This is a genomic window from Methylotenera sp. (genome assembly GCF_030684185.1).
Classification (GTDB): Bacteria; Pseudomonadota; Gammaproteobacteria; order Burkholderiales; family Methylophilaceae; genus Methylotenera.
Window position 1 is genome coordinate 20,595 of the sequence record NZ_JAUXOY010000016.1, and the last position, 19,728, is coordinate 40,322.

The 19,728-nt window shown below is 44.2% G+C and carries 21 protein-coding genes; 1 reads left to right on the forward strand and 20 read right to left on the reverse strand.

Annotated elements, in window-relative coordinates; genetic code table 11:
• Window positions 1–12: 12 nt before the first annotated feature.
• From fliP to fliF, 11 genes are all read right to left on the reverse strand, one after another.
• Window positions 13–777 carry a flagellar type III secretion system pore protein FliP gene (fliP, locus tag Q8J82_RS06920; protein WP_305326476.1) on the reverse strand — a complete coding sequence of 255 codons (765 nt, stop codon included), beginning with the start codon at window positions 775–777 and terminating at the stop codon, window positions 13–15.
• Window positions 778–790: 13 nt separating this feature from the next.
• Window positions 791–1,261, reverse strand: coding sequence for a flagellar biosynthetic protein FliO (fliO, locus tag Q8J82_RS06925; protein WP_305328008.1), 471 nt, complete (start codon window positions 1,259–1,261; stop codon window positions 791–793).
• A gap of 47 nt (window positions 1,262–1,308) precedes the next feature.
• Complete coding sequence (fliN, locus tag Q8J82_RS06930) at window positions 1,309–1,743, reverse strand: flagellar motor switch protein FliN (RefSeq protein ID WP_304889883.1); 435 nt, start codon at window positions 1,741–1,743, stop codon at window positions 1,309–1,311.
• Window positions 1,733–2,737 (reverse strand): flagellar motor switch protein FliM, encoded by a 1,005-nt coding sequence (gene fliM / locus Q8J82_RS06935; protein ID WP_305326478.1) that lies wholly within the window; start codon window positions 2,735–2,737, stop codon window positions 1,733–1,735. Before fliM ends, fliN begins: the two co-directional genes overlap by 11 nt.
• Before the next feature lie 18 nt (window positions 2,738–2,755).
• The gene (gene fliL, locus Q8J82_RS06940) at window positions 2,756–3,244 is read right to left on the reverse strand and encodes a flagellar basal body-associated protein FliL (protein ID WP_304889881.1); all 489 of its coding nucleotides are present in this window, start codon (window positions 3,242–3,244) and stop codon (window positions 2,756–2,758) included.
• A gap of 191 nt (window positions 3,245–3,435) precedes the next feature.
• Complete coding sequence (locus Q8J82_RS06945; protein ID WP_305328009.1) at window positions 3,436–4,869, reverse strand: flagellar hook-length control protein FliK; 1,434 nt, start codon at window positions 4,867–4,869, stop codon at window positions 3,436–3,438.
• Window positions 4,870–4,925: 56 nt separating this feature from the next.
• Window positions 4,926–5,375, reverse strand: coding sequence for a flagellar export protein FliJ (gene fliJ, locus Q8J82_RS06950; RefSeq protein WP_305326480.1), 450 nt, complete (start codon window positions 5,373–5,375; stop codon window positions 4,926–4,928).
• Window positions 5,376–5,421: 46 nt separating this feature from the next.
• On the reverse strand, window positions 5,422–6,834 hold the full coding sequence (fliI, locus tag Q8J82_RS06955; RefSeq protein WP_305326501.1) for a flagellar protein export ATPase FliI: 1,413 nt from the start codon (window positions 6,832–6,834) through the stop codon (window positions 5,422–5,424).
• Window positions 6,835–6,956: 122 nt separating this feature from the next.
• A complete protein-coding gene (locus tag Q8J82_RS06960) occupies window positions 6,957–7,607 on the reverse strand; it encodes a FliH/SctL family protein (RefSeq protein WP_305252363.1) in 651 nt (216 codons plus the stop codon).
• Window positions 7,608–7,648: 41 nt separating this feature from the next.
• Window positions 7,649–8,647 (reverse strand): flagellar motor switch protein FliG, encoded by a 999-nt coding sequence (fliG, locus tag Q8J82_RS06965; RefSeq protein ID WP_304891659.1) that lies wholly within the window; start codon window positions 8,645–8,647, stop codon window positions 7,649–7,651.
• A 5-nt stretch (window positions 8,648–8,652) separates the two neighbouring features.
• Window positions 8,653–10,299 (reverse strand): flagellar basal-body MS-ring/collar protein FliF, encoded by a 1,647-nt coding sequence (gene fliF, locus Q8J82_RS06970; protein ID WP_305328010.1) that lies wholly within the window; start codon window positions 10,297–10,299, stop codon window positions 8,653–8,655.
• A gap of 301 nt (window positions 10,300–10,600) precedes the next feature.
• On the opposite strand from fliF, the gene fliE reads away from it, so the two are divergent.
• The gene (gene fliE / locus Q8J82_RS06975; RefSeq protein WP_304908206.1) at window positions 10,601–10,963 is read left to right on the forward strand and encodes a flagellar hook-basal body complex protein FliE; all 363 of its coding nucleotides are present in this window, start codon (window positions 10,601–10,603) and stop codon (window positions 10,961–10,963) included.
• A 23-nt stretch (window positions 10,964–10,986) separates the two neighbouring features.
• On the opposite strand, the gene Q8J82_RS06980 is transcribed toward fliE, so the two are convergent.
• The 9 genes from Q8J82_RS06980 to Q8J82_RS07020 form a co-directional block, all read right to left on the reverse strand.
• Window positions 10,987–12,333: an HD-GYP domain-containing protein gene (locus Q8J82_RS06980; protein ID WP_304908205.1), complete on the reverse strand. Its 1,347-nt coding sequence runs from the start codon at window positions 12,331–12,333 to the stop codon at window positions 10,987–10,989.
• 75 nt (window positions 12,334–12,408) lie between these two features.
• Entirely contained in the window at window positions 12,409–12,765 is a 357-nt protein-coding gene (locus Q8J82_RS06985) for an EscU/YscU/HrcU family type III secretion system export apparatus switch protein (RefSeq protein WP_304891367.1), read from the reverse strand.
• On the reverse strand, window positions 12,758–13,729 hold the full coding sequence (locus Q8J82_RS06990) for a flagellar hook-length control protein FliK (protein ID WP_304891366.1): 972 nt from the start codon (window positions 13,727–13,729) through the stop codon (window positions 12,758–12,760). Before Q8J82_RS06990 ends, Q8J82_RS06985 begins: the two co-directional genes overlap by 8 nt.
• 16 nt (window positions 13,730–13,745) lie before the next feature.
• Window positions 13,746–14,138: a flagellar protein FliT gene (locus Q8J82_RS06995; RefSeq protein ID WP_304891365.1), complete on the reverse strand. Its 393-nt coding sequence runs from the start codon at window positions 14,136–14,138 to the stop codon at window positions 13,746–13,748.
• Window positions 14,139–14,161: 23 nt separating this feature from the next.
• Window positions 14,162–14,641, reverse strand: coding sequence for a flagellar export chaperone FliS (fliS, locus tag Q8J82_RS07000; protein ID WP_304908203.1), 480 nt, complete (start codon window positions 14,639–14,641; stop codon window positions 14,162–14,164).
• 35 nt (window positions 14,642–14,676) lie between these two features.
• Entirely contained in the window at window positions 14,677–16,362 is a 1,686-nt protein-coding gene (fliD, locus tag Q8J82_RS07005; RefSeq protein WP_304908202.1) for a flagellar filament capping protein FliD, read from the reverse strand.
• Window positions 16,363–16,873: 511 nt separating this feature from the next.
• A complete protein-coding gene (locus Q8J82_RS07010; protein ID WP_304908201.1) occupies window positions 16,874–17,260 on the reverse strand; it encodes a flagellar protein FlaG in 387 nt (128 codons plus the stop codon).
• Between the two features lie 72 nt (window positions 17,261–17,332).
• On the reverse strand, window positions 17,333–18,163 hold the full coding sequence (locus tag Q8J82_RS07015) for a flagellin (RefSeq protein ID WP_304908200.1): 831 nt from the start codon (window positions 18,161–18,163) through the stop codon (window positions 17,333–17,335).
• 689 nt (window positions 18,164–18,852) lie between these two features.
• Window positions 18,853–19,500, reverse strand: coding sequence for a response regulator transcription factor (locus Q8J82_RS07020; protein ID WP_305328011.1), 648 nt, complete (start codon window positions 19,498–19,500; stop codon window positions 18,853–18,855).
• Window positions 19,501–19,728: the final 228 nt, after the last annotated feature.

Here is a 19,728-nt window from a genome sequence, read left to right on the forward strand (position 1 = left end):
TAAAGCGGATCGCTAATAGAAACTCTGAACTAATGAACCTAATAATAACTGCCAGCCATCAACCAGTACAAACAACATCAACTTAAACGGTAGCGCTACGATTGCCGGCGATACCATCATCATGCCCATTGCCATCAACACACTGGCGACCACCATATCTATGATTAAAAACGGGATAAATATAGCAAAACCAATTTGAAACGCGGTTTTCAATTCACTGGTAATAAAGGCTGGCACTAATACAAGTAAAGGTACTTGTTCTGGCGTTTCAATTTTTTCAATTTGCGCCATTTTTACAAATAATGCCAAATCACCTTCACGCGTTTGCTTCAACATAAATGCCTTAAGCGGTGCAGAGCCTTTATCCAGCGCTTCTTGCATGGTAATTTTGTTTTCTGAAAGAGGTTGATAGGCATCGACATAAATCTTGTCTATCACCGGGCTCATCACAAAAAATGTCAGAAACAATGCCAAACCAATCATCACTTGGTTTGGCGGCGCAGATTGCGTGCCAAGCGCCTGACGCAATAAAGAAAGTACAATGATGATGCGAGTGAAACCTGTCATCATCAGCAAGGCTGCTGGCAAGAAGGTCAAAGACGTTAGTAAAATCAGCGTTTGCAGGCTCAAGGTATAATTTTGGCCGCCGCTAGCAGTTGGCAGTGCGTTGACCAGAGGCAAGCCGTTCTCGGCCAATGCCGTTGTCGGTAATATCAGCAAGCCTGCCACGAGCATGACTGCTAATGAAATCCATGTTTTTAGTGAATATTTAGTCATAAAAAACTTTAATTTATTTGTTTGCATCATTTTTTTCTAAAATTTTACCTGTTGATTTTTTTAGCCAATGGGCAAATGTGTTAGTAAAGTCACCTGAGCCAATACTGTTGGCGCCAATATTGCTGGCAGGCATGCTTTCAGCAAGACTCGCAGCACCCATCTCTAAATTCGCAATGCGGCTAACTTGCCCGGATGCCACACCAACGACTATCCAACGGCCTGCCACCTCTAATACCACCACGCGTTCGCGTGAACCTACACTTACGCCACCCACAATACGCACTACGGATTGCTTATTGCCTACGCCTGGCATCATGCGCTTTAGCACCCAGGTAATGACGGCCATTACGCCCAACACTACCGCCAGACCAAGCGCCATTTTCAGCACACCGCCGGTTGGCGATACCGCAACTGTATCTGCCGCCCTAGCAAAACCAGGTAAGGAAAAAAAACTCAAAGCCAGCAAATTTGGTAAGATTTTCATTGGTGATTTTTCTATGTTTTTTCTATCTGAATTTAAGTCAAATTAAGTTAGCGGTTAATTTTTCGGATACGCTCAGCTGGTGTAATGATGTCGGTTAAACGGATACCAAACTTATCATTCACTACCACCACTTCGCCTTGTGCAATCAAACAACCGTTCACCAGCACGTCCATCGGTTCACCTGCCATGCCGTCCAGCTCAACCACCGAGCCTTGCGCCAGCTGTAATAGATTTTTGATGGCAATTTTGGTACGACCCAATTCAACCGTAAGCTGCACCGGAATATCCAATATGAAATCAATATCATTTTGGGTGTCTTGCAGTTTATTCTTAGCGGTAAACTCGGTAAAAACCTGAGTCTGTTCGGCGCTACTATTTTGTAAAACCGAGGATTCTGCAGACGTCTGCTCCGCCATTGCCGCACCCCAATCGTCCTCCGCTACCGCGTCATCGACTACATCATCTATAGCATCAGTCGCCATAAGGTTCTCCTTTAATATATTCAGTTGAGTTGGATCTTAAAAGCTTTTCAACACGCAACGCGTATTGGCCATTAAACATTCCGTATTTACAAAGCATGACTGGCACACCATCCACTTGCGCTTCAATCGACTCATCAATATTAAGCGGAATAACATCACCGACTTTCATATTAAGCACGTCGCCTATCTGCATATTTGTTTTGGCTAGGTCAGCCACAATTTCGACTTCCGCAGCTTGCACTTGCTGCGTCATCAGTTTTACCCAGCGTTTATCAGCGCCTAATACTTCACCTTGCAGTGACGAGCTCAGCATGTCACGTATCGGCTCTATCATGGAGTAAGGAAAACAGAAGTGTATTTCTCCGCTGGCGGGACCAAGCTCAACATTAAACGTAACGGCTACCACCACTTCATTGGGCGTTGCAATATTGGCAAACTGGGTATTCATTTCAGAACGTACATATTCAAACTGCACCGGGTAGACGGGCTCCCATGATTTTGAGTAAGTTTCAAACACGATATTAAGAATGCGCTGAATAATGCGTTGTTCAGTTTGGGTAAAGTCACGACCTTCAACACGCGTGTGAAAACGGCCATCGCCACCAAACATATTATCGACAACCAAGAACACCAATGTCGGGTCAAACACCATCAGTGCTGTGCCGCGCAACGGCTTCATCTGTACTAAGTTAAGGTTGGTTGGTACGACCAGATTACGAACAAAATCGCTGTATTTGGTAATACGCACAGGGCCAACGGAAACTTCAACCGTACGACGTAAAAAGTTGAATAACTCTATCCGAACCAGTCGTGCAAATCGCTCGTTGATAATCTCAAGCGTAGGCATACGCCCGCGTACGATACGCTCTTGCGTAGCCAGATTGTAATCACGCACATCACCAGCATCACTAGCTGGTGCAGCGTCATCCGGATCACCGTCTACGCCTTTTAATAAGGCATCAACTTCGTCTTGAGATAAAAATTTATCTGCCATGATTAATTTCTGCGTTAATTACTGAATCACGAAAGAAGTAAAAAACACGCCTGAAACTTCTTGCGGCTTAGCGTCCTTGGAAAAGGGTTTTTTAACTTCGGCGACAATCTCATCGCTTAGTTGCTGCTTGCCTTCAGAAGTTGAAATCTCAGAGGCCATTTTGCTGGTTAACAGCATCAATAAACGATTTCGCACGGCTGGCATTTGGGTTTTTAATAGTTCTGCTTGTTCCGGGCTAGCCACTTGCAGTGAAATTTCCAACTGCAAAAACTTCTCTTCCGGATCGGGCTGAAGGTTCACCGTAAATGTATCTAATGCAATAAAAACTGGCGCTTTTGCTGGCTCTTCATGCTTGACTTCTTTTTTATGGCCATCTTTTGGCTGCATTAAAAACCAGCCCGCCCCACCGCCGCCAGCCAAAAGTACCACTGCGGCAATAATGATGATAAGTTTCTTTTTAGATGCCGGTGCCGCTTCAGCGCCATCAGGCTTTGGATCTGCTGCCATGTTATTGCCTTTCCATATTAAAACTCTAGCCCTGTACTACCGACTTGGCAGCCATTGGCGTGATTGATGGTTACATTATGGAAAAAAATGACTGAATAACATGCTTAGATAAGAGGGGGAAAAAGGCGTTAAATTGAAGTTATCCAATACAACACACTACGTTACTGCGTCAATATGAATAAATACTTACATTACGCAAAAGTATCGACTAAGCCATTAGCTACCCGCACTATAGTACGGGAACTATTAGTGTTCTCAAGTTGTGATGCAGAGGCGTTGTTGTTATTTAACTGCGAACCCATGCCATTTTTTTGCGAAGCCTGTTGAAACTGTTGCTGCATCTGACCGCCCGAGCTTACGTTGGCTTGACCAAGTTGAATGCCTGACTCATTTAATTTGCCGCGCAAATTATCCATGCCATCTTGCAGCGCTTGTCTTACCTCAGCGTTATCAGATATAAAAGTCGTATCTGCTTTGTCATTGTGTACATGAATGACCACTTTCAGCGGACCCAACTCTGGGGGGTTCAAGCTGAGCGTTGCGGACTGCTCACTAGCACCTAACATCCACACTACTTTTTGGCTAATCGCCTGATCCCAGCCTGTTTTGCCTGGGTAAGCATTAATCACATTACTGCTGCCTGCCTGCTGAACAGCCTCGGCGGCTTTTATTTGCACCGCAGGCTGATTACTTGCTGGCGTAATCATGTCTTTAACTGCAATATCTTTGATTGTAATATCTTTGATTGCAATATCTTTACTAGCGCCCTCTTTAGCAGCATTTAAAGCAAGCTTGCTATTTGCAGATTCGTCAGCATCCATAGGATTAATCGCACGTAGTAATTTTCCCTCAGCCGTTTCTTTTAAATCATGCGCGTCAGTATCTGCAATGTTGTTGTTTTTACCTTGCGACAGTGCGTTGTTTAATGCCACATTGCTGATTTGCGCACCCAAAGTTTGCTGCTTTTGTGTTGCACCGTCTGCGGTTAAAGCCAGCCCTGTATTTGTGATAGCTGTTGAAGAGATAGCCTGTTTATTTTCTAGCAATGCAGGCGGCAATATGGCAAGTATTGATGCCGTAGCTGTTAAATTGGTATCTGCCGCATGAGTAGCAGCCTCTTCAGGGTTGGCATCATCCCCTTTAACAGCCAGCGATAACTTAGCATCCAGTGTGGATTTAATACTGTCAGTCAGCTCTTTAGAAGCAAGCTTTAATGCCTCTGGATTTTCAGCCTCTGTAATGGCTTTTGTGTGATTTTTCGCATTAATTACATGCTGCAAATGACTTTCTTTTTGACTATTCTTATTTGCAGTTTCTACAGTCTCAGCATTATCTGGCTTTGCGGAAGATTCTTTTGTCGTCGGTATTTTTGCCTGGTTTTGTTGTGCCTGGTTTTGCTTATCTTGAATTTGTTTATTTTGAATATGTTTATTTTGCAGTTGTTTCTCTTGAACTTGCTTATTTTGTAAGTGTGTATCCTGAACCTGCTTGTTCAGCATCATCTTAAATGATCTATTCGCCTCAGCCGAAGCTGAATTCTCAGGGCTAACATTACTTTTATTCACAGCCATTGTTGGTTTTTTCAATGCTGCTGTTTCTGTCATTTGCAATGATAAATTTTTCATGTTGCTCAACCTCAATAATTAAAACTAACCTTTGGTAAAACTATTTTTAAAATTATTTACGAATGCCTGGTTCTGGTGATGCGCATGGCAAATTCATCCATCATTTTCTGGTCTTTCTTTTGCTCCACTTTAAGCACGCGTTTATCAGACCGATCAGACAGCACCTCGTAAGAAAGCTTTTTACGCTGGCTTTCTTGCCACAATTGCTTTTGCACCTTGACTTGCTGGTTCGCCAGCTCGACTACTTCTTGTTGTCCCGCAATTGCCTGGTCTAGTTTCCCAAAAAAATTCTGGAAATTCTGATACGCTTCTGCCCCCATCCCGGCTTCTAAAATCTTGTTGAGATTTCTCACGTAGTCCAGCCGATATTCATTGAGCATGTCTTGTTTAGCCTGCGCTTCTGTTGCCACTTTCATGGCTTTTGCCAAGGCTTCTGCGGCCTCGTCCACTTCTTTAGAGGCGATGCCCTGTAACATATTGAGTACATTGCTTGATTGCGCTGCCATAGTTTCTCTATCTAGTTTTTAACCATTATTTAATTTCAACCATCATTTAATTAATAGCCAGGCCATCCAGCACGTGTGCTAGATGATTAATGCTTTCTTCAACCCCTGAACGCTCAGAAATTCCTTGCTGTAAAAATGCGTCAATACTGTCATGTCTTGCAATGGCTTGATCAAGCACTGCATCACTCCCTGCTTCATAAGCACCGACATTGATTAAGTCCACACTGCGCATATAACGTGAGTTAAGTTGTTTTAACTTACGCGCGAGTTTTTGGTGTTCCGGGCTGGTGATGTTATGCATGGCACGGCTAATCGACTGCTCTACATCAATGGCTGGATAATGGCCACTCTCAGCCAAGCTACGGCTTAATACAATATGCCCATCCAAAATCGCACGGGCCGCATCAGCAATTGGGTCTTGCTGATCATCGCCTTCAGTCAGCACGGTGTAGAACGCAGTAATTGAACCTTCGCCGCGCTTACCGTTCCCTGTACGTTCAACCAGTGCGGGTAGTTTTGCAAATACTGATGGCGGGTAGCCTTTAGTCGCTGGTGGTTCGCCGATTGCTAATGCAATTTCACGCTGTGCCATGGCGTAACGGGTTAATGAATCCATAATTAACAATACATTTTTGCCCTGATCACGAAAATTTTCAGCAATCGTTGTTGCATAATTGGCGCCTTGTAAGCGCATCAAAGCCGGCGCATCTGCTGGCGCTGCTACTACTACTGAACGTGCTAAACCTACCGGGCCTAATATCTGCTCAATAAATTCCTGTACCTCACGGCCGCGTTCACCAATCAGGCCAACCACAATTACATCAGCGGTGGTATAGCGCGCCATCATGCCTAACAGCACGCTTTTACCAACACCTGAACCGGCAAACAACCCCATACGCTGACCACGGCCAACAGTAAGCATGCTGTTAATTGCACGGACACCTACGTCTAAAATCTCCTCGATTGGTGCACGCATTAAAGGGTTCATCGGACGTGTATTCAGCGGTGAACTTTGTGTAGCTTCAATCTTGCCAAGATCATCCAGGGGATTGCCAGCGCCATCCACTACGCGACCAAGTAATTCATTACCTACAGGCAAATGCCGCGCACGATCTGTCACTCTTCTGCGTGGTGGATGGCCGTGATGTGGCTTAGGTAAAGCCTCAGCAACTTCTAACGCAAATACTTTTGCGCCTGGCATCACGCCATCTACACTACTTTGCGGCATTAATAACATACGTTCGCCATCAAAACCCACCACTTCAGCTTCTACGCGGCGACCTTCGGCTAACGGCACATAGCATGCGCTGCCTATGGGCAATTTAATACCAGCGGCCTCCATCACTAAACCAGTTAACTTGGTAATACGGCCTGCTATTTCCAATGGTTCAACGATACGCAGAATCTCTTTGCAATCACGAATATGGTCATGCCAACGCTGACGATGTATGTTTTGCATATCTACTTTTTGCGGAATCTCTTCTAACGGCACTTGACGTAATTGCTCTATATTTAACGCATCTAAGCCAAGCTGAACTGTGCTTTCTTGTTGCACTTCCTGATGATTCAATCTTGGTGAACTCATGGTAATAACCAGTCACTTTTTTGTGCCAATGCGTCGCTAATTCTTTTCCAGCGCACTTCATTGGTCGCGTCAATCTGGTTGGCACCTGTCTCTACAATGCAGCCGCCACGCTCAATATTGATATCTTCCTGAATCTGCCAATGCTGACTGGCTATTTCTTCGGCTAGATATTCACGCAGCATCTGCGCATCTTCATGATGCACTAATATTCTGGCTGGTTTTTGTACATAAGGCAGGTAGTGAATAGCATCCATCACCACTGGCAACACTATAGACGTATCAATATTCAACTTCACTTTCAACATCGCTTTTGCGATTTCCAACGCAAGCGATAGCGCATCGTCAGCAATTTGCTCATCCGACTTTTCAAGCGCGTCGCTGAAAGATTCCATCAACTTAAGAAAATGCTGTTTTTCTTCTTGTGCATATTCGCGCGCTTTAGCCATACCTACGGCAAACCCTTCTTGCATGCCTTTGGTATAAGCTTCCTTGCGTGCAGACTCAAATATCTGCGATATTTTTTCTGAGGCAACCGTATCCTCTTCTTTTTTCTTAGCCTTTATTCCACTAATGCTTGGGTGACCTTCGGTAAACGACGACATTTCCCACCGTTCATAAGCGGTTTGTTGCTCTTTAGGAATATTCATGGCACTCCTATGCATAATGAACGAACTTAAGAATAGAAAGTTTAGACATATTGATCATCTCCACCCTTCCCTGCCAACTGAATCTGACCTTCATCAGACAATCTGCGTACAATTTGCAGGATTTGTTTTTGCTGCGCTTCAACTTCAGAAAGCTTGACTGGCCCTTTAGATTCCAAATCTTCTTTCATCATTTCTGCGGCACGCGACGACATATTTTTGAATATTTTTTCGCGCATTTCTTCAGTGGTGCCTTTAAGCGCAACGATGAGTGTTTCAGACTGCACTTCTCTTAACATGACCTGAATGCCTTTATCATCAATATCCATGATGTTGTCAAAGACAAACATTTCATCCATGATTTTCTGCGCCATTTCATCATCGTAGCTTTTCAGCCCTTCCATAAGAGTAGCTTCGTTCTCGCCGCTCATATAGTTCATGATTTCGGCTGCAACTTTAATACCGCCCATGGTTTGTTTTTTAAGATTTTCGTTACCTGTTAATAATTTGGTCATCACCTCATTCAGCTCGCGCAGGGCAATAGGCTTCACACCATCCAGTGTTGCAATGCGCAACATCACATCTTGACGTAAGCGGTCCGAGAAATAGCCAATAATCTCTGAAGCCTGATCCGGCTCTAAATGCACCAGAATGGTCGCAATAATCTGCGGATGCTCATTCTTAATAAAATCAGATACAGTCAGCGCATCCATCCATTTAAGACTTTCAATACCACTTGCATCACGTGATTGCAAAATACGGTTAAGCAAGCCTGAAGCTTTGTCTTCACCTAATGCTTTGTTTAACACTGATCGAATGTATTCATCTGAATCCAGTCCGAAATCACTGCTTTGCTCAACTTCAGTCATAAATTCCGCCACAGTCGTTTCAACCTGATCGCGGCCGACTGACTTCAAAGTCGACATCGCCGTGCCAAGTTTCTGAACTTCCTTTGGGCTCAGAAACTTCATCACTTCTGCAGCTTCATCTTCACCCAGCGCAAGCATTAAGATTGCGCTTCTCATTACGCCGGCATCACTCATTTTCGTTACTCATTTCCACTTGTCCAGTTTGCGACCACACTTGCTACCATTCTTGGGTTGTCTTTTGCCAACTGCTTGGCAGCGGCTAAATTATTACTGCTACCTGCAGGTGATAACAACTGCGCTTGCCCAGCTTCTCCGCTTAGGTTAACCACGGCATCTTCATCCTTAGGTGCATTTAATAACTTTGGAGATGGTGCAGTTAATTTACGTAACATCGGGCTTAGCGCACGCTTATAAATCATGATTAGCACGACGATGCCCACAATAAAGCGTAATGCGTCTTTACCGTACTCTATGACTTCAGGGTTTTTCCAAAGCGGCACTTCAGGAATAATTTCTACAGGTTCACCGGCAAATGAACTATTCACCACTGCCAGCGCATCGCCACGTTCTTTATTAAAGCCCATGGCCTGCATCGCTAAATCATTTATTTGCGTTTTCTCTGCTTCAGTCAGTGGTCGGTAAGTCACTTTTCCTGCTTTATCAACCACTGGCATGTTATTCACCACCACGGCAACATTGAGGCGTTTGATGCCGCCCATCCCTTGTTGTGAATAACGTACAGTTTTATCCACCTCATAATTGGTCATGATATTTTTTTGATTATTTACTGGCGCACCATCAGCAGCAGCCCCACTAGAATTAGCACCTTCTGGTGTTGTGAGTGGTGCAGTAGCATTTGCCGGCGGTTGATTAGATAAAGCGCCTGGTACACCGGTAGCACCGGCACCGTTGCTGCTGAGAGATTCATTGCTTTGCAAGCTGCGAATCGCCGCATCATCAGGTTTCTGGTTAGGTTTATAGCTTTCAGCAGCTTGTTCTATGCTGGAAAAGTCTATTTCTGCACTCGCTTCTGCACGTACGTTTTTAGCACCTACAATCGGCGTAATAATTGATTCAACACGCTTAACGATACTTTGCTGAATATCTTCAATGTATTTAAGTTGAGTTGGGTCCAGGTTATTCGATCCCATTTTTTTGGAAGTATCTGACAGCAGATTACCGTTTTGATCAACCACCGTCACATTGGCAGCAGGTAGATTTGGAACGCTACTTGCCACCAGATGCACGACTGCACCGACTTGCTGTGCATCTAAACTACGACCGCCACGCAAATTTAACAATACAGAGGCAGTTGGCTTTTGTTGGTCCCTTACAAATACTGAAGCTTTAGGAATAGCCAAATGGATTCTGGCCACTTCAACCGCACCGATAGACTGGATGCTACGCTCCAGCTCACCTTCCAAAGCACGCTGAAAATTCACTTGTTCTACAAATTGCGAAACGCCGAATTTTTGATTTTCTAGCACTTCAAAACCAATATTTCCGCCTTTAGGTAGGCCATCAGAAGCTAATTTCAACCGAGCCTGGTGAACCTGTGCAGCAGGTACAAGAATCGCTGTACCACTATCAGAAAACTTATAAGGCACATTCATTTTCTCAAGCGCAGCTACAATTGAACCGCCATCTTTATCAGAGTAGTTAGAAAACAATACGCGATAATCCGGCTGCTGGCTCCAAAGCCAAAATACAGCCATCACTGCAACTACTGCAGCTGCAGCAACTACTAAAAGTAATTTATTGCCTAATTGAGAGTTCAAACCCATTACGCCTTGATTCATTAAGGCTGCGTCATTGCCTGCTGCCATCGTATTTCTCCAATTTGCTACTCAACAAAACTTTTCGACTGACGCTTTAATGTATATAAGGTTAAAAACTTTTACATCCATATTGCTTCAGTAAGCTATTGGATACCATTATGCCAATTGCCTGAATTTTCAAATTTAGGAATAGAGCGCTTTTCATCGGCCTATTTGGATGCTCATAGAAATAGCCAAGTGTTAAATTAGCAACTGTCAGTGAAAGGTTTAAATTAGCAATCTAAATTACAGTTGTTAATTTAGACAGCTAGTTTAACGCTCACGAATTTAAGACGAACGGAGGTAAACCATGAAAACAGGTGGAATTGATGCCAGCAGAATAGAATCTATGCTTGCACAGTTAAAAGCTGCTGCACAGCGCCCGCAAAGCGACGCTATTGGCGGGTTGGCTGCTTCTTCAGGGCTACAGCAGACTCAAGGTGCTGGAAAAGTTAACTTTTCAGACGCACTCAAAGCATCACTGAACCAGGTCAACAAAGTACAAGTTGAAGCAGAGCAATTAGGTAAAAACTTTACGATGGGCGATGACAGCGTCAGCCTTTCTGACGTGATGATTGCAGGCCAAAAAGCCAACATTTCGTTTCAAGCTACCGTACAAGTGCGTAATAAATTAGTATCTGCTTATCACGACATCATGAACATGCAGGTTTAAGCTCTAAATATTAAACCTTGCATTTAGCCTGGGAAAAACTCCGGGTGATTTTGAACAATATTTTTTAGGTGCTCAAAGCATCTGGCATCTATCGCTGTTCCCACTGTTTCAGACATAATCACCAGCGTTTTATCAACAGGTATCGCACCGCGATAAGGCCGTTCTGCGGTAATGGCATCAAAAATATCAGCTGTAGTAATAATACGTGTTTCTATTGCAATATCTGCGTCTTTTAGTCCGCGCGGGTAGCCACCGCCATCAAGCCGTTCATGATGGGCGGCTGATACGCGGGCAAGTTCATCAAAGTTACTGACACGCCCTAAAATAGCCTCGGTGTAAGCGGCATGCCGCTGCACTGCTGACCATTCATCTGCATCCAGTTTGCCCGGTTTATCCAGAATACTATTACTTACCCCGAGCTTACCTACGTCGTGCAGCAAAGCACCGCGCTTAAGCCAGCGCCTGCGTGACTCGGGTATCTCCATTGATTCTGCTAACAGCGTGGTATACAAACCCACCCTTGCGCTGTGCCCTGCTGTATATGGGCTTTTAGCATCCACCACTTTGCCAAAGGCCTCAGCAATATCGTCAAAATAATCTTCATCCAGCGGCACTTGTTGGCCACCGGGTTCTAGCGCAAATACCAATGCTTCGACATCAGATGAATTCAGTATTGACCAGAAATCTGCAGATTGTGCAACAGCCATAAAAGCATCCACTGCCTCCGGGTCAAACCAGGTGCCGCGCCGTTTTTGAATCTCGGTAAGTGCCGCTGCCTGACCTTCTGAGCTATTCACAACATCTATTACTTGCGCCAGTAAGGCAATACGCGAATAAAGCGGAATTCTAGAACCTGCCAGCCCTTCAGGTCGGCCTTGACCATTCCAGTGTTCATCCAGAGAGTGAATACCTTTTGCTACCCCTTCAGAAAAACGTAACTGACGTGCGATATCCGCGCCGCGTGTACAGCGCGTTAGAATCAGCTCCTGGGCGATTTCATCGCCGTTGGTCAGTATGCCGCCTAAAGTTTTAAGGCGATCAATCAAGCCAACACTCGGCCCGGTATGACGCAACACAAAACGCAATACTTGCGGAAGGCTGCCGTCTACCCACTTAAAGTCACGTTTAAAACTCAAATCATCTGTCAGGTATAACTCGCAAATGCGCGATGCATTGCTGCTGCAGCCCAAGTCTTTAAGCAGCAATGTGTAATACAACTCCCACAGCTGCTCAGTGGCCATGCCCAGTTTTTCACCAATATGCATCCCTATCCAGCAACAGCGTATGCAATGGCCTTCAGGTTGCCCTTCGGTAATGTCGAGCGCATGACTGAGCGCACCGATAAGTTCTGATAACTTTAATGCTTGCATAAAGTGTCTTTTCAGCTATGGCTGCCTGTTAACCTGAAATATCCTGAATTGTTTAACTTGATAAGAATACACGCATCAGAATATGACATCTTCTGAATCTGCCTTACCTTCTTCCAACTTATACAGCCAAGCCAGAATCTCGGCAATCGCCTGATAAAGCGCAGGCGGAATATGGTCATCAAGATCAACCTGCATCAATAATGCAACGAGATCTTTGGATTCATGCACAAATATATTGTTCTCTTTTGCTCTGGCAATAATCTGCTCTGCAATCAGGCCACGCCCTTTAGCCAACACTTTTGGCGCATAGTCACCAGAGGCATAAGCCAAGGCAATCGCTTGCTGATTCGGGTTAAAGCCTGCCTTTGAATGTAAGCCAACATCGGCATTTGCAACAGGATTAGCAACAGGATTATAGTCAGCGCTATTCATGGCGCACCACCGTCAGTGCATCTAACTGCTGGCCATTTTTTCCTATCGCCTCGGCTAAACGTAGCCTTTGGCTTTTTAGAATATCCAGTGTCTGCGCTTGTTCTGCAAGAATATTCACACGCATATGCCCATCAATCAGGCTTATTCTGGCTGACACTTTACCTAAATGTGGCAAATGCAGAGTCATCTCGCTAGCAATTGGTCTCGCCTGACCTTCATCTGACTCATTTGACGCTTGACCATCATCGCCTTCAGCACCCCGCTCTTGCAGGGTGACATCCCAATCCATTTTTTGTCTTGGCCAAACTTCACCATGCCACGCCAGACGCTGATTTTCCAAAACAGCCAACTGTTGAGACATTAAGCTAGCCATTGATGTACTGCTTTGGTTCTGCGGTTCTTGCTTAAGTGCCGAAAGTGTTTGGTTGCTTTGCAGCAAATCACTCAAATGCGACTCATAAAATAAACCGCTGCTTCTCAAAGCATTTTTTAAATCATGCGCCATGATGAGTGGGTTATTAGGAGTTTGTGTCACCACGGCTACCGCAACAAATCGGTTCGATACGCCGTCGCCTTCTGCCTGTTTTAGATATTGGCTGATCAGGCTTGCTGCTGTACTTAATTTTGTGGTGCTACCCGAGTCTTTTGAATCTGTAAGTGTCAGTAAAAATGTCGGTACCGGGCTGTCGTGCATGTATTTCAGCAGCAGTGTTTGTCCGGCCTTGGCCGTCGCCCCCAAGTCCATTTTGAGTATGGTGCCCTTAAGGTTTTCATTTTCAACTTTTACGTTATAGGTAGATTCACCAGCCCTTGATAACACATGCGCGAAATACTGCTGTCCTTTTACAAACTGAGTTGCCCTGTCGCTAAGCTCCTGCGCCGCGCCACCGATATTATCTACAGCTAGTAAAGGCGCTATTCTAGCCACAGGGTGTATGCTTGCAATGTCGGGTTTGATGATCATCTTGATAATGACTATTCTACTGAACGTAGGCTCGCGTCAGTTTGTTTTCCATATGTAAACTGCCCATCAGAGAATTCAATCTCAACATCCATGGCGACACTATATTGCGTATCTCACGGTCATCCGCAAGTATGCTTTTAATACTGGCTAATTTTCTCGCGCGTGCATCGCCGGCTAGTGGCAGTAAACTTTCTGTGACCTTTAATGTGGCTACATGCTGGGCACAGTAAGCTTCGAGTTCAGCCAACGTATCCCAATCCTGCTGTTTGGCAGCCGATAGCATTTGTTTAGTTAATCCCGCAACAGTTTCATAAATAACAATAGGGTCCTGATGTTCAGTTTCATCTTGGTATTCAGTACTATCTTGGTATTCAGTACTATCTTGGTGTTCAGTTTTATGGCGTTCCATGCTTAAACCTTCTATTAGATTTTTTAAACTTTTGCGTATTGCGCAATATTGCGATTAATGGTTCCTGCAATCTGACTAGGTACTATATTGGGTATTTCTGATGTTGTAGCTGGTGAACTGGCAATGGTTTCCCACGCTGTTTTTAAATCTGTTAATAACTTAATCACTTCATGCACCAGTTCTGGCTGGTTGTGAATATTCGCCATGGTTAACTGCTTGCTCATATAGGCGTAAAGCGCATCCAGGCTTACGGCAATCTCGCCACCGGCTTTTTTATCCAGGCTCAATCTAAGGCCACTTTCAATAATCATAATGGCTTTTGACAGCATGGCGCCTTTGTTAGAAATGTCTTTTTTCTGCATGTGGCCAATTGCACTATGGCAAGCAGCGATTGCCCCTTCATAAAGCATGACGATTAACTTATTCGGGCTTGCGGCAACCACGCCGGTTTCCAGGCCAACTTTGGCATACACATTTACTCCGCGCTGATTGAGTCCAAACATGATCGTATCCTTTACTTGATATTGATTATTAGTGCTTATTTACTATTTGCATTGATTGATGCAATTTGCTGGGTTAAGAAAGAGCTAGTCGTACTCATGCTGGACATTAATGTATCCAAGCGAGTAAATTGCGCGCGGTAGCGCGCCTCAATAGAGGTCAACCGCGCAGTGATTGATTCCGCCTGTTTATCCAAACGTTTAATAGAGGTATTAATGCCATCGGTTCTTGATGCCAAAATACCGGTTTCACCCAACAAATTAGTAATCACGCTATCTAATTGCGCCGCATAACCTATGCTAAAGTTAACCGTGCCACGCGCACCAAGCGCGCCACTGGTTACCTTGATATTCAGGCCTTCACTTGCATCACCCGCTGCACCCAGTAAATTACTACCTGTGCCGTTTGCAGCCACGCCGTTAATCGTGCCAGCAGTGGGTGCTAAACCAGTGACATTAATCGCATAAATGCCAGACTGTGTTTTCTTGGTGCTGCTGACAAAAGAAACCTGCGGGTCAGAAACTTTAGCCGTGGTTGCAAACAAGCTGGCAATGTCGCCAAAGTTAGTTGCAACGGCGGCATCCAGCTTGGTTGCATCCAGCGCCAATTTGCCATCACGCTGAAAAGATACGCCAATTTGACTAAGTGACGTCAATGCACCGCCGCTGCTCACCGTTTTCGTCATTACCGCTTTTAGCTGACTAATCACAGATCGGGTAGTTGCATCGCCCAACAACACGCCTGAGTTTTTACCGGACTCATCATATTTGGTTAAACTGCGTAATGAACTATCCAGCTTATTGTAAGCATCTATAAAAGCGGTGACTGATTCTTTAACCTTATCTTTATTGCTGGCAACCCCTAAATTTGCGCTAACACCGGCACTGGTCGCCAGCAAATTAAGCGTCACGCCGCTAATCGCATCGCTAATGGTATTACTCGCTTTAACCACCACAATACCGTCAATATCCAAAATGGCATTTTTGGCGGCCTGCATTTGCGTCATGTTTTTACCGCTGCCTGCGCTGGCTGTTGGGTCATACGCCAATTGTGATAGGCCTGCAGCATTAGTATCATCGCCATCAGTGTCAGCCACTGATATTTTCAGGCTATTCACCTCACCTGTATCTTTCGAGGTAATGACTAAATAATTAGCCGTGCCATCATTCACAATCGTTGCACTCACGCTGGAGTTTGCGGCGTTAATCGCATCACGCACACCTGCCAGCGTATTGTTTGTGCTATCAATCGTAATACTTATATCGGTTTTAGCCGCATTTGGCGTAAATGAATTAGGCGTAATAGGCGCGGTGGCGGTTAAAGGGTTATAAGTACCGAATGAAATAGTTAAAGTGCCCGTGCCAACAGTATCTGCAATATTGGCAGTACCCGCAAATGACAGCTTTTGTGACTTAGCCAACTGGCTCACTGTCACGGCATAATCACCCAGTATCGCGCTGCCGTTTGAAGTTGCAGTAAACACACTGGCATTGCCGGATGTCACGTTTTGCGCATTAAACTTAGACGCGCTGGAAAGCGCACTGACTGCAGTCTGAAAAGTTGATAAACCGCTCTTCAACGTACCGTAAGCAGATATTTGAGATTGATAACTGGTTTTTTGTTTAGTAACAGCGGTTAATGGTTTTTGCTCGATACCCATTAAACTGGTCACGATGCCGTTTACATCAAGGCCAGAACCTAAGCCTGCTGACGAAATGCCCATGTTGAATATCCTTTTTAAACAATTATCATTGAATTAACGTTTGCCAAACCAGCGGCGTTAATCATACAACGGCACAATTATTCAAAAACTTTAATAAAATCTACTTTAATACCTTAAATCAAAATGCAAACAAAATACAAAATGGTAGGAGCGATCTTTAGATCGCGAAGACAATATGGAGATCGCAAAGGCAATATGGCCTATAACAGCCAAAAAACATTCGCGATCTAAAGATCGCTCCTACATAAGACTTTGCAGGCGCTACAACACTTAGCAAATTAGAAAATTAGCAACACTTACCAGCTAAGCTGGTTTAGTGGCGCTTATCAGTTTATTCTGATCGGAGTACCCTTGTGGTACAAAACCATATCTTAATCGTCTTTCCCGCGCAGGCGGGAATCTAGGCGAGTCAAAAAGCTAGCTGGATTCCCGCCTGCGCGGGAATGATGAAAAAGCAGGTTTTAGTGCTGAAAGGCGCTCACACAAAGGTCTTACATGAAACAAACCCTGTTTAAGCGGTTTGCCTAATCATCAAACCCTGCAACTTATCCAGTGTTTTAGACATCGCCAGTACCTCTTCATTTGGAATCTGCCTTAACACCTGCTTAGAAGCAGTATCCACTACTTTTACCACCATGCGCTCTGACTGTTCATCTAATGAAAACTGTACGGTTTGCAACGCTGGTGCAACAAGCTCATTCAGCTTTTTAACGGCAGTCACCAGTTCAGTTTTATCTACCGCAATTGGTTTAACATCAGCCTTGGCATTTTCAGCCGCTACAACGGGTTTAAGCCCTGATGGGCTTGTTGTTCTATCAATGGCAATTTGGCCGCCGGCATTTTGCACAGCGGCCAGTTTTCTAACTGAACCATAACCATCTATTGATGTGTTGAACATGATTTTCTCCTTTGCAAAACCCCACAGGCTGATCAGGCCTGTGGGTGGTAAGGTTTATACTCTAAATATTACTTAGCCTCTTAACAGTGCTAACACACCGTTAGGTAATGAGTTGGCTTGCGCTAACATTGCTGTACCTGCTTGTTGCAAGATTTGACCACGAGTCAGGTTTGCACTTTCTGCAGCAAAGTCAGCATCCATGATGCGTGATTTAGCAGCTGACTGGTTTTCAGCAGAAACTTGCAAGTTGCTAACAATTGATTCAAAACGGTTTTGTACAGCACCGAAAGTTGCACGGGCGTCGTTCACCTCAATAATCGCAGCATCAATCGCTTCAATTGCTAGTTTTGAATTAGCCGCTGTATCCACTAAAATCGTAGCAGCTGCAGCAGCCGCAGTGTCGCCTGCACTTAAATCTACACCTGTCACCGTCACTGAGTCGTTAGCCGTATTATTGGCACCTACTTGGAATGCGACACCTGCAGCAGCTACTGAGCCTAATGTATTAACACCATTAAAAAGTGTATTTGCAGATACACGTACAATCTCTTCTTGCAATTGTCCAAACTCAGCCGCTAAGCTTGCATTGTCTGTGGTGCCGTTGGCGCCCTGTACCGCTAGTTCACGCATACGCTGTAATGAGTCTGTCACTTTGCTCAAGCCGCCATCTGCAGTTTGTGCGAATGAAATCGCATCGTTAGAGTTACGAATCGCAACGTTCATACCGCGAATTTGTGAGTCCATTTTTGTCGCAATTGCCAAGCCAGAGGCATCATCTTTACCACTGTTAATACGTAAGCCTGATGACAAACGTTGTAATGAAGTGTTTAAACCAGCTTGTGAAGCGCTTAAGTTACGTTGTGTGTTTAATGAAGCAATGTTGGTATTGATTACTGAAGCCATGATAATTCTCCTAAATTTAAGTTAAATTCCAATTACTCTTTCTTGCCTTTAGCGTTACAACTTGTTTAACTTAGTACTTGTTTAACTTAGTAACTTGTTTCAAATTGCGCTGCTGTTGTAACTATTATCGGTAGGCTTTTCAGAAAGTTTAGGGTTGTTTCTAAATTTTCTTTTTGTGTCTTGCCGATTAAGCAATCCTGATGTAAAGAGTATCGGTAGCATTTTTAAAATCTTTAGGGTGATGCAAAATACCTCTGTTTTTTATATGAAGCAATTTGTACAAATAAGCCTGAAAAGCCTTATTTCAGGGCGTTGCGAACAACTTTAATATGCTTGTTACGTACTGTTTGTGTAGGAGCGGTCTGTGACCGCGATAGCGCTGGTTCGCGGTCACAGACCGCTCCTACAGACACGCACTCTATTCAGCAATAGCCTAAGCATATGACTGAAAAGTAATAACTAATTAAATATCAAAGAAGCTAATTAAGAGGTAAAACAGAATGAATCTTAAAAAGGTGAACGGACACGCTCATAGGACGGACTTTGCTATTGAAATACTCTATAGATTTTCGAAGGCGTTCCCTGAGCTTGTCGAAGACGTTCCCTGAGCTTGTCGAAGGGAATTGCAAGCATTGTTTTTTTATAAGCTCAGGGAACTAGGTTCTGGTGAGATTAGCTTTCAGATGAAGCTAATCTACCAGATGATTCCTGATCGCATAATGCGTTAACTCAGCATTGTGACGTAAATTCAATTTCTCAAGCATACGGGTACGGTACATGCTGATGGTTTTAACTGATAACGCTAGCTTATCGGCAATCTCGCTCACAGAAAAACCTGAAGCAATCATTGTCATGGTTTGAAATTCACGGTCTGAAAGGCTTTCATGCGGGGCCTTTTCTGTTTCCATTCCCACATTGTTAGCCAATATTTCGGCAACTTCCGGCGTGATATATTTTTTACCTTTAGCTACAATACGAATCGCATTCACCAGTTCTGATGATGCGCTTTGTTTACATAAATAGCCTGCCGCCCCTGATTTTAAAGCACGTACTGCATATTGGTCTTCTTTGTACATAGAGAGCATGAGTACCGCAATGTGATTATTGACATGCTTAATATATTTAAGTGCATCCATACCGCTACGGTCAGGCATGGCAATATCCATCAATATCACGTCAGCTTCTGGCTGGCAGCCGAGTTTAATGGCTTCAGCAGCATTCTGTGCTTCTGAAATCACTTCAATATCATCTGTTTCAGCCAGAATCTGTTTAAGACCTGCTCTTAATATTGCATGATCATCCGCGATAATGACTTTGATTTTATTGTTTTTCATCATGCTGCTTTCCGTACGTTTATTAAGTAAGCGTTATATGAAATCATTATCTCTTCAATTGTAAATGTCGCTTTAATGACATCAGCCTGGTTGCCATTTACTTTGGTGCTGGCGGCTTGATGAGTTAGCGCGTTATTTAAAATTTGATGTGACGGTTTCATTTTCAGCTTAGTTTTTTGTTTACTTATTTACATATAAGCAAACTGTGTGCCAGCTGATTTTTGGTGTGTT

What these genes read in the sequence shown, in the direction of transcription:
- fliP (WP_305326476.1), bottom strand. Translation starts at nt 777, where the DNA reads ATGACTAAATATTCACTAAAAACATGGATTTCATTAGCAGTCATGCTC.
- fliO (WP_305328008.1), bottom strand. Translation starts at nt 1,261, where the DNA reads ATGAAAATCTTACCAAATTTGCTGGCTTTGAGTTTTTTTTCCTTACCT.
- fliN (WP_304889883.1), bottom strand. Translation starts at nt 1,743, where the DNA reads ATGGCGACTGATGCTATAGATGATGTAGTCGATGACGCGGTAGCGGAG.
- fliM (WP_305326478.1), bottom strand. Translation starts at nt 2,737, where the DNA reads ATGGCAGATAAATTTTTATCTCAAGACGAAGTTGATGCCTTATTAAAA.
- fliL (WP_304889881.1), bottom strand. Translation starts at nt 3,244, where the DNA reads ATGGCAGCAGATCCAAAGCCTGATGGCGCTGAAGCGGCACCGGCATCT.
- Q8J82_RS06945 (WP_305328009.1), bottom strand. Translation starts at nt 4,869, where the DNA reads ATGAAAAATTTATCATTGCAAATGACAGAAACAGCAGCATTGAAAAAA.
- fliJ (WP_305326480.1), bottom strand. Translation starts at nt 5,375, where the DNA reads ATGGCAGCGCAATCAAGCAATGTACTCAATATGTTACAGGGCATCGCC.
- fliI (WP_305326501.1), bottom strand. Translation starts at nt 6,834, where the DNA reads ATGCAAAACATACATCGTCAGCGTTGGCATGACCATATTCGTGATTGC.
- Q8J82_RS06960 (WP_305252363.1), bottom strand. Translation starts at nt 7,607, where the DNA reads ATGAATATTCCTAAAGAGCAACAAACCGCTTATGAACGGTGGGAAATG.
- fliG (WP_304891659.1), bottom strand. Translation starts at nt 8,647, where the DNA reads ATGAGTGATGCCGGCGTAATGAGAAGCGCAATCTTAATGCTTGCGCTG.
- fliF (WP_305328010.1), bottom strand. Translation starts at nt 10,299, where the DNA reads ATGGCAGCAGGCAATGACGCAGCCTTAATGAATCAAGGCGTAATGGGT.
- fliE (WP_304908206.1), top strand. Translation starts at nt 10,601, where the DNA reads ATGAAAACAGGTGGAATTGATGCCAGCAGAATAGAATCTATGCTTGCA.
- Q8J82_RS06980 (WP_304908205.1), bottom strand. Translation starts at nt 12,333, where the DNA reads ATGCAAGCATTAAAGTTATCAGAACTTATCGGTGCGCTCAGTCATGCG.
- Q8J82_RS06985 (WP_304891367.1), bottom strand. Translation starts at nt 12,765, where the DNA reads ATGAATAGCGCTGACTATAATCCTGTTGCTAATCCTGTTGCAAATGCC.
- Q8J82_RS06990 (WP_304891366.1), bottom strand. Translation starts at nt 13,729, where the DNA reads ATGATCATCAAACCCGACATTGCAAGCATACACCCTGTGGCTAGAATA.
- Q8J82_RS06995 (WP_304891365.1), bottom strand. Translation starts at nt 14,138, where the DNA reads ATGGAACGCCATAAAACTGAACACCAAGATAGTACTGAATACCAAGAT.
- fliS (WP_304908203.1), bottom strand. Translation starts at nt 14,641, where the DNA reads ATGTTTGGACTCAATCAGCGCGGAGTAAATGTGTATGCCAAAGTTGGC.
- fliD (WP_304908202.1), bottom strand. Translation starts at nt 16,362, where the DNA reads ATGGGCATTTCGTCAGCAGGCTTAGGTTCTGGCCTTGATGTAAACGGC.
- Q8J82_RS07010 (WP_304908201.1), bottom strand. Translation starts at nt 17,260, where the DNA reads ATGTTCAACACATCAATAGATGGTTATGGTTCAGTTAGAAAACTGGCC.
- Q8J82_RS07015 (WP_304908200.1), bottom strand. Translation starts at nt 18,163, where the DNA reads ATGGCTTCAGTAATCAATACCAACATTGCTTCATTAAACACACAACGT.
- Q8J82_RS07020 (WP_305328011.1), bottom strand. Translation starts at nt 19,500, where the DNA reads ATGATGAAAAACAATAAAATCAAAGTCATTATCGCGGATGATCATGCA.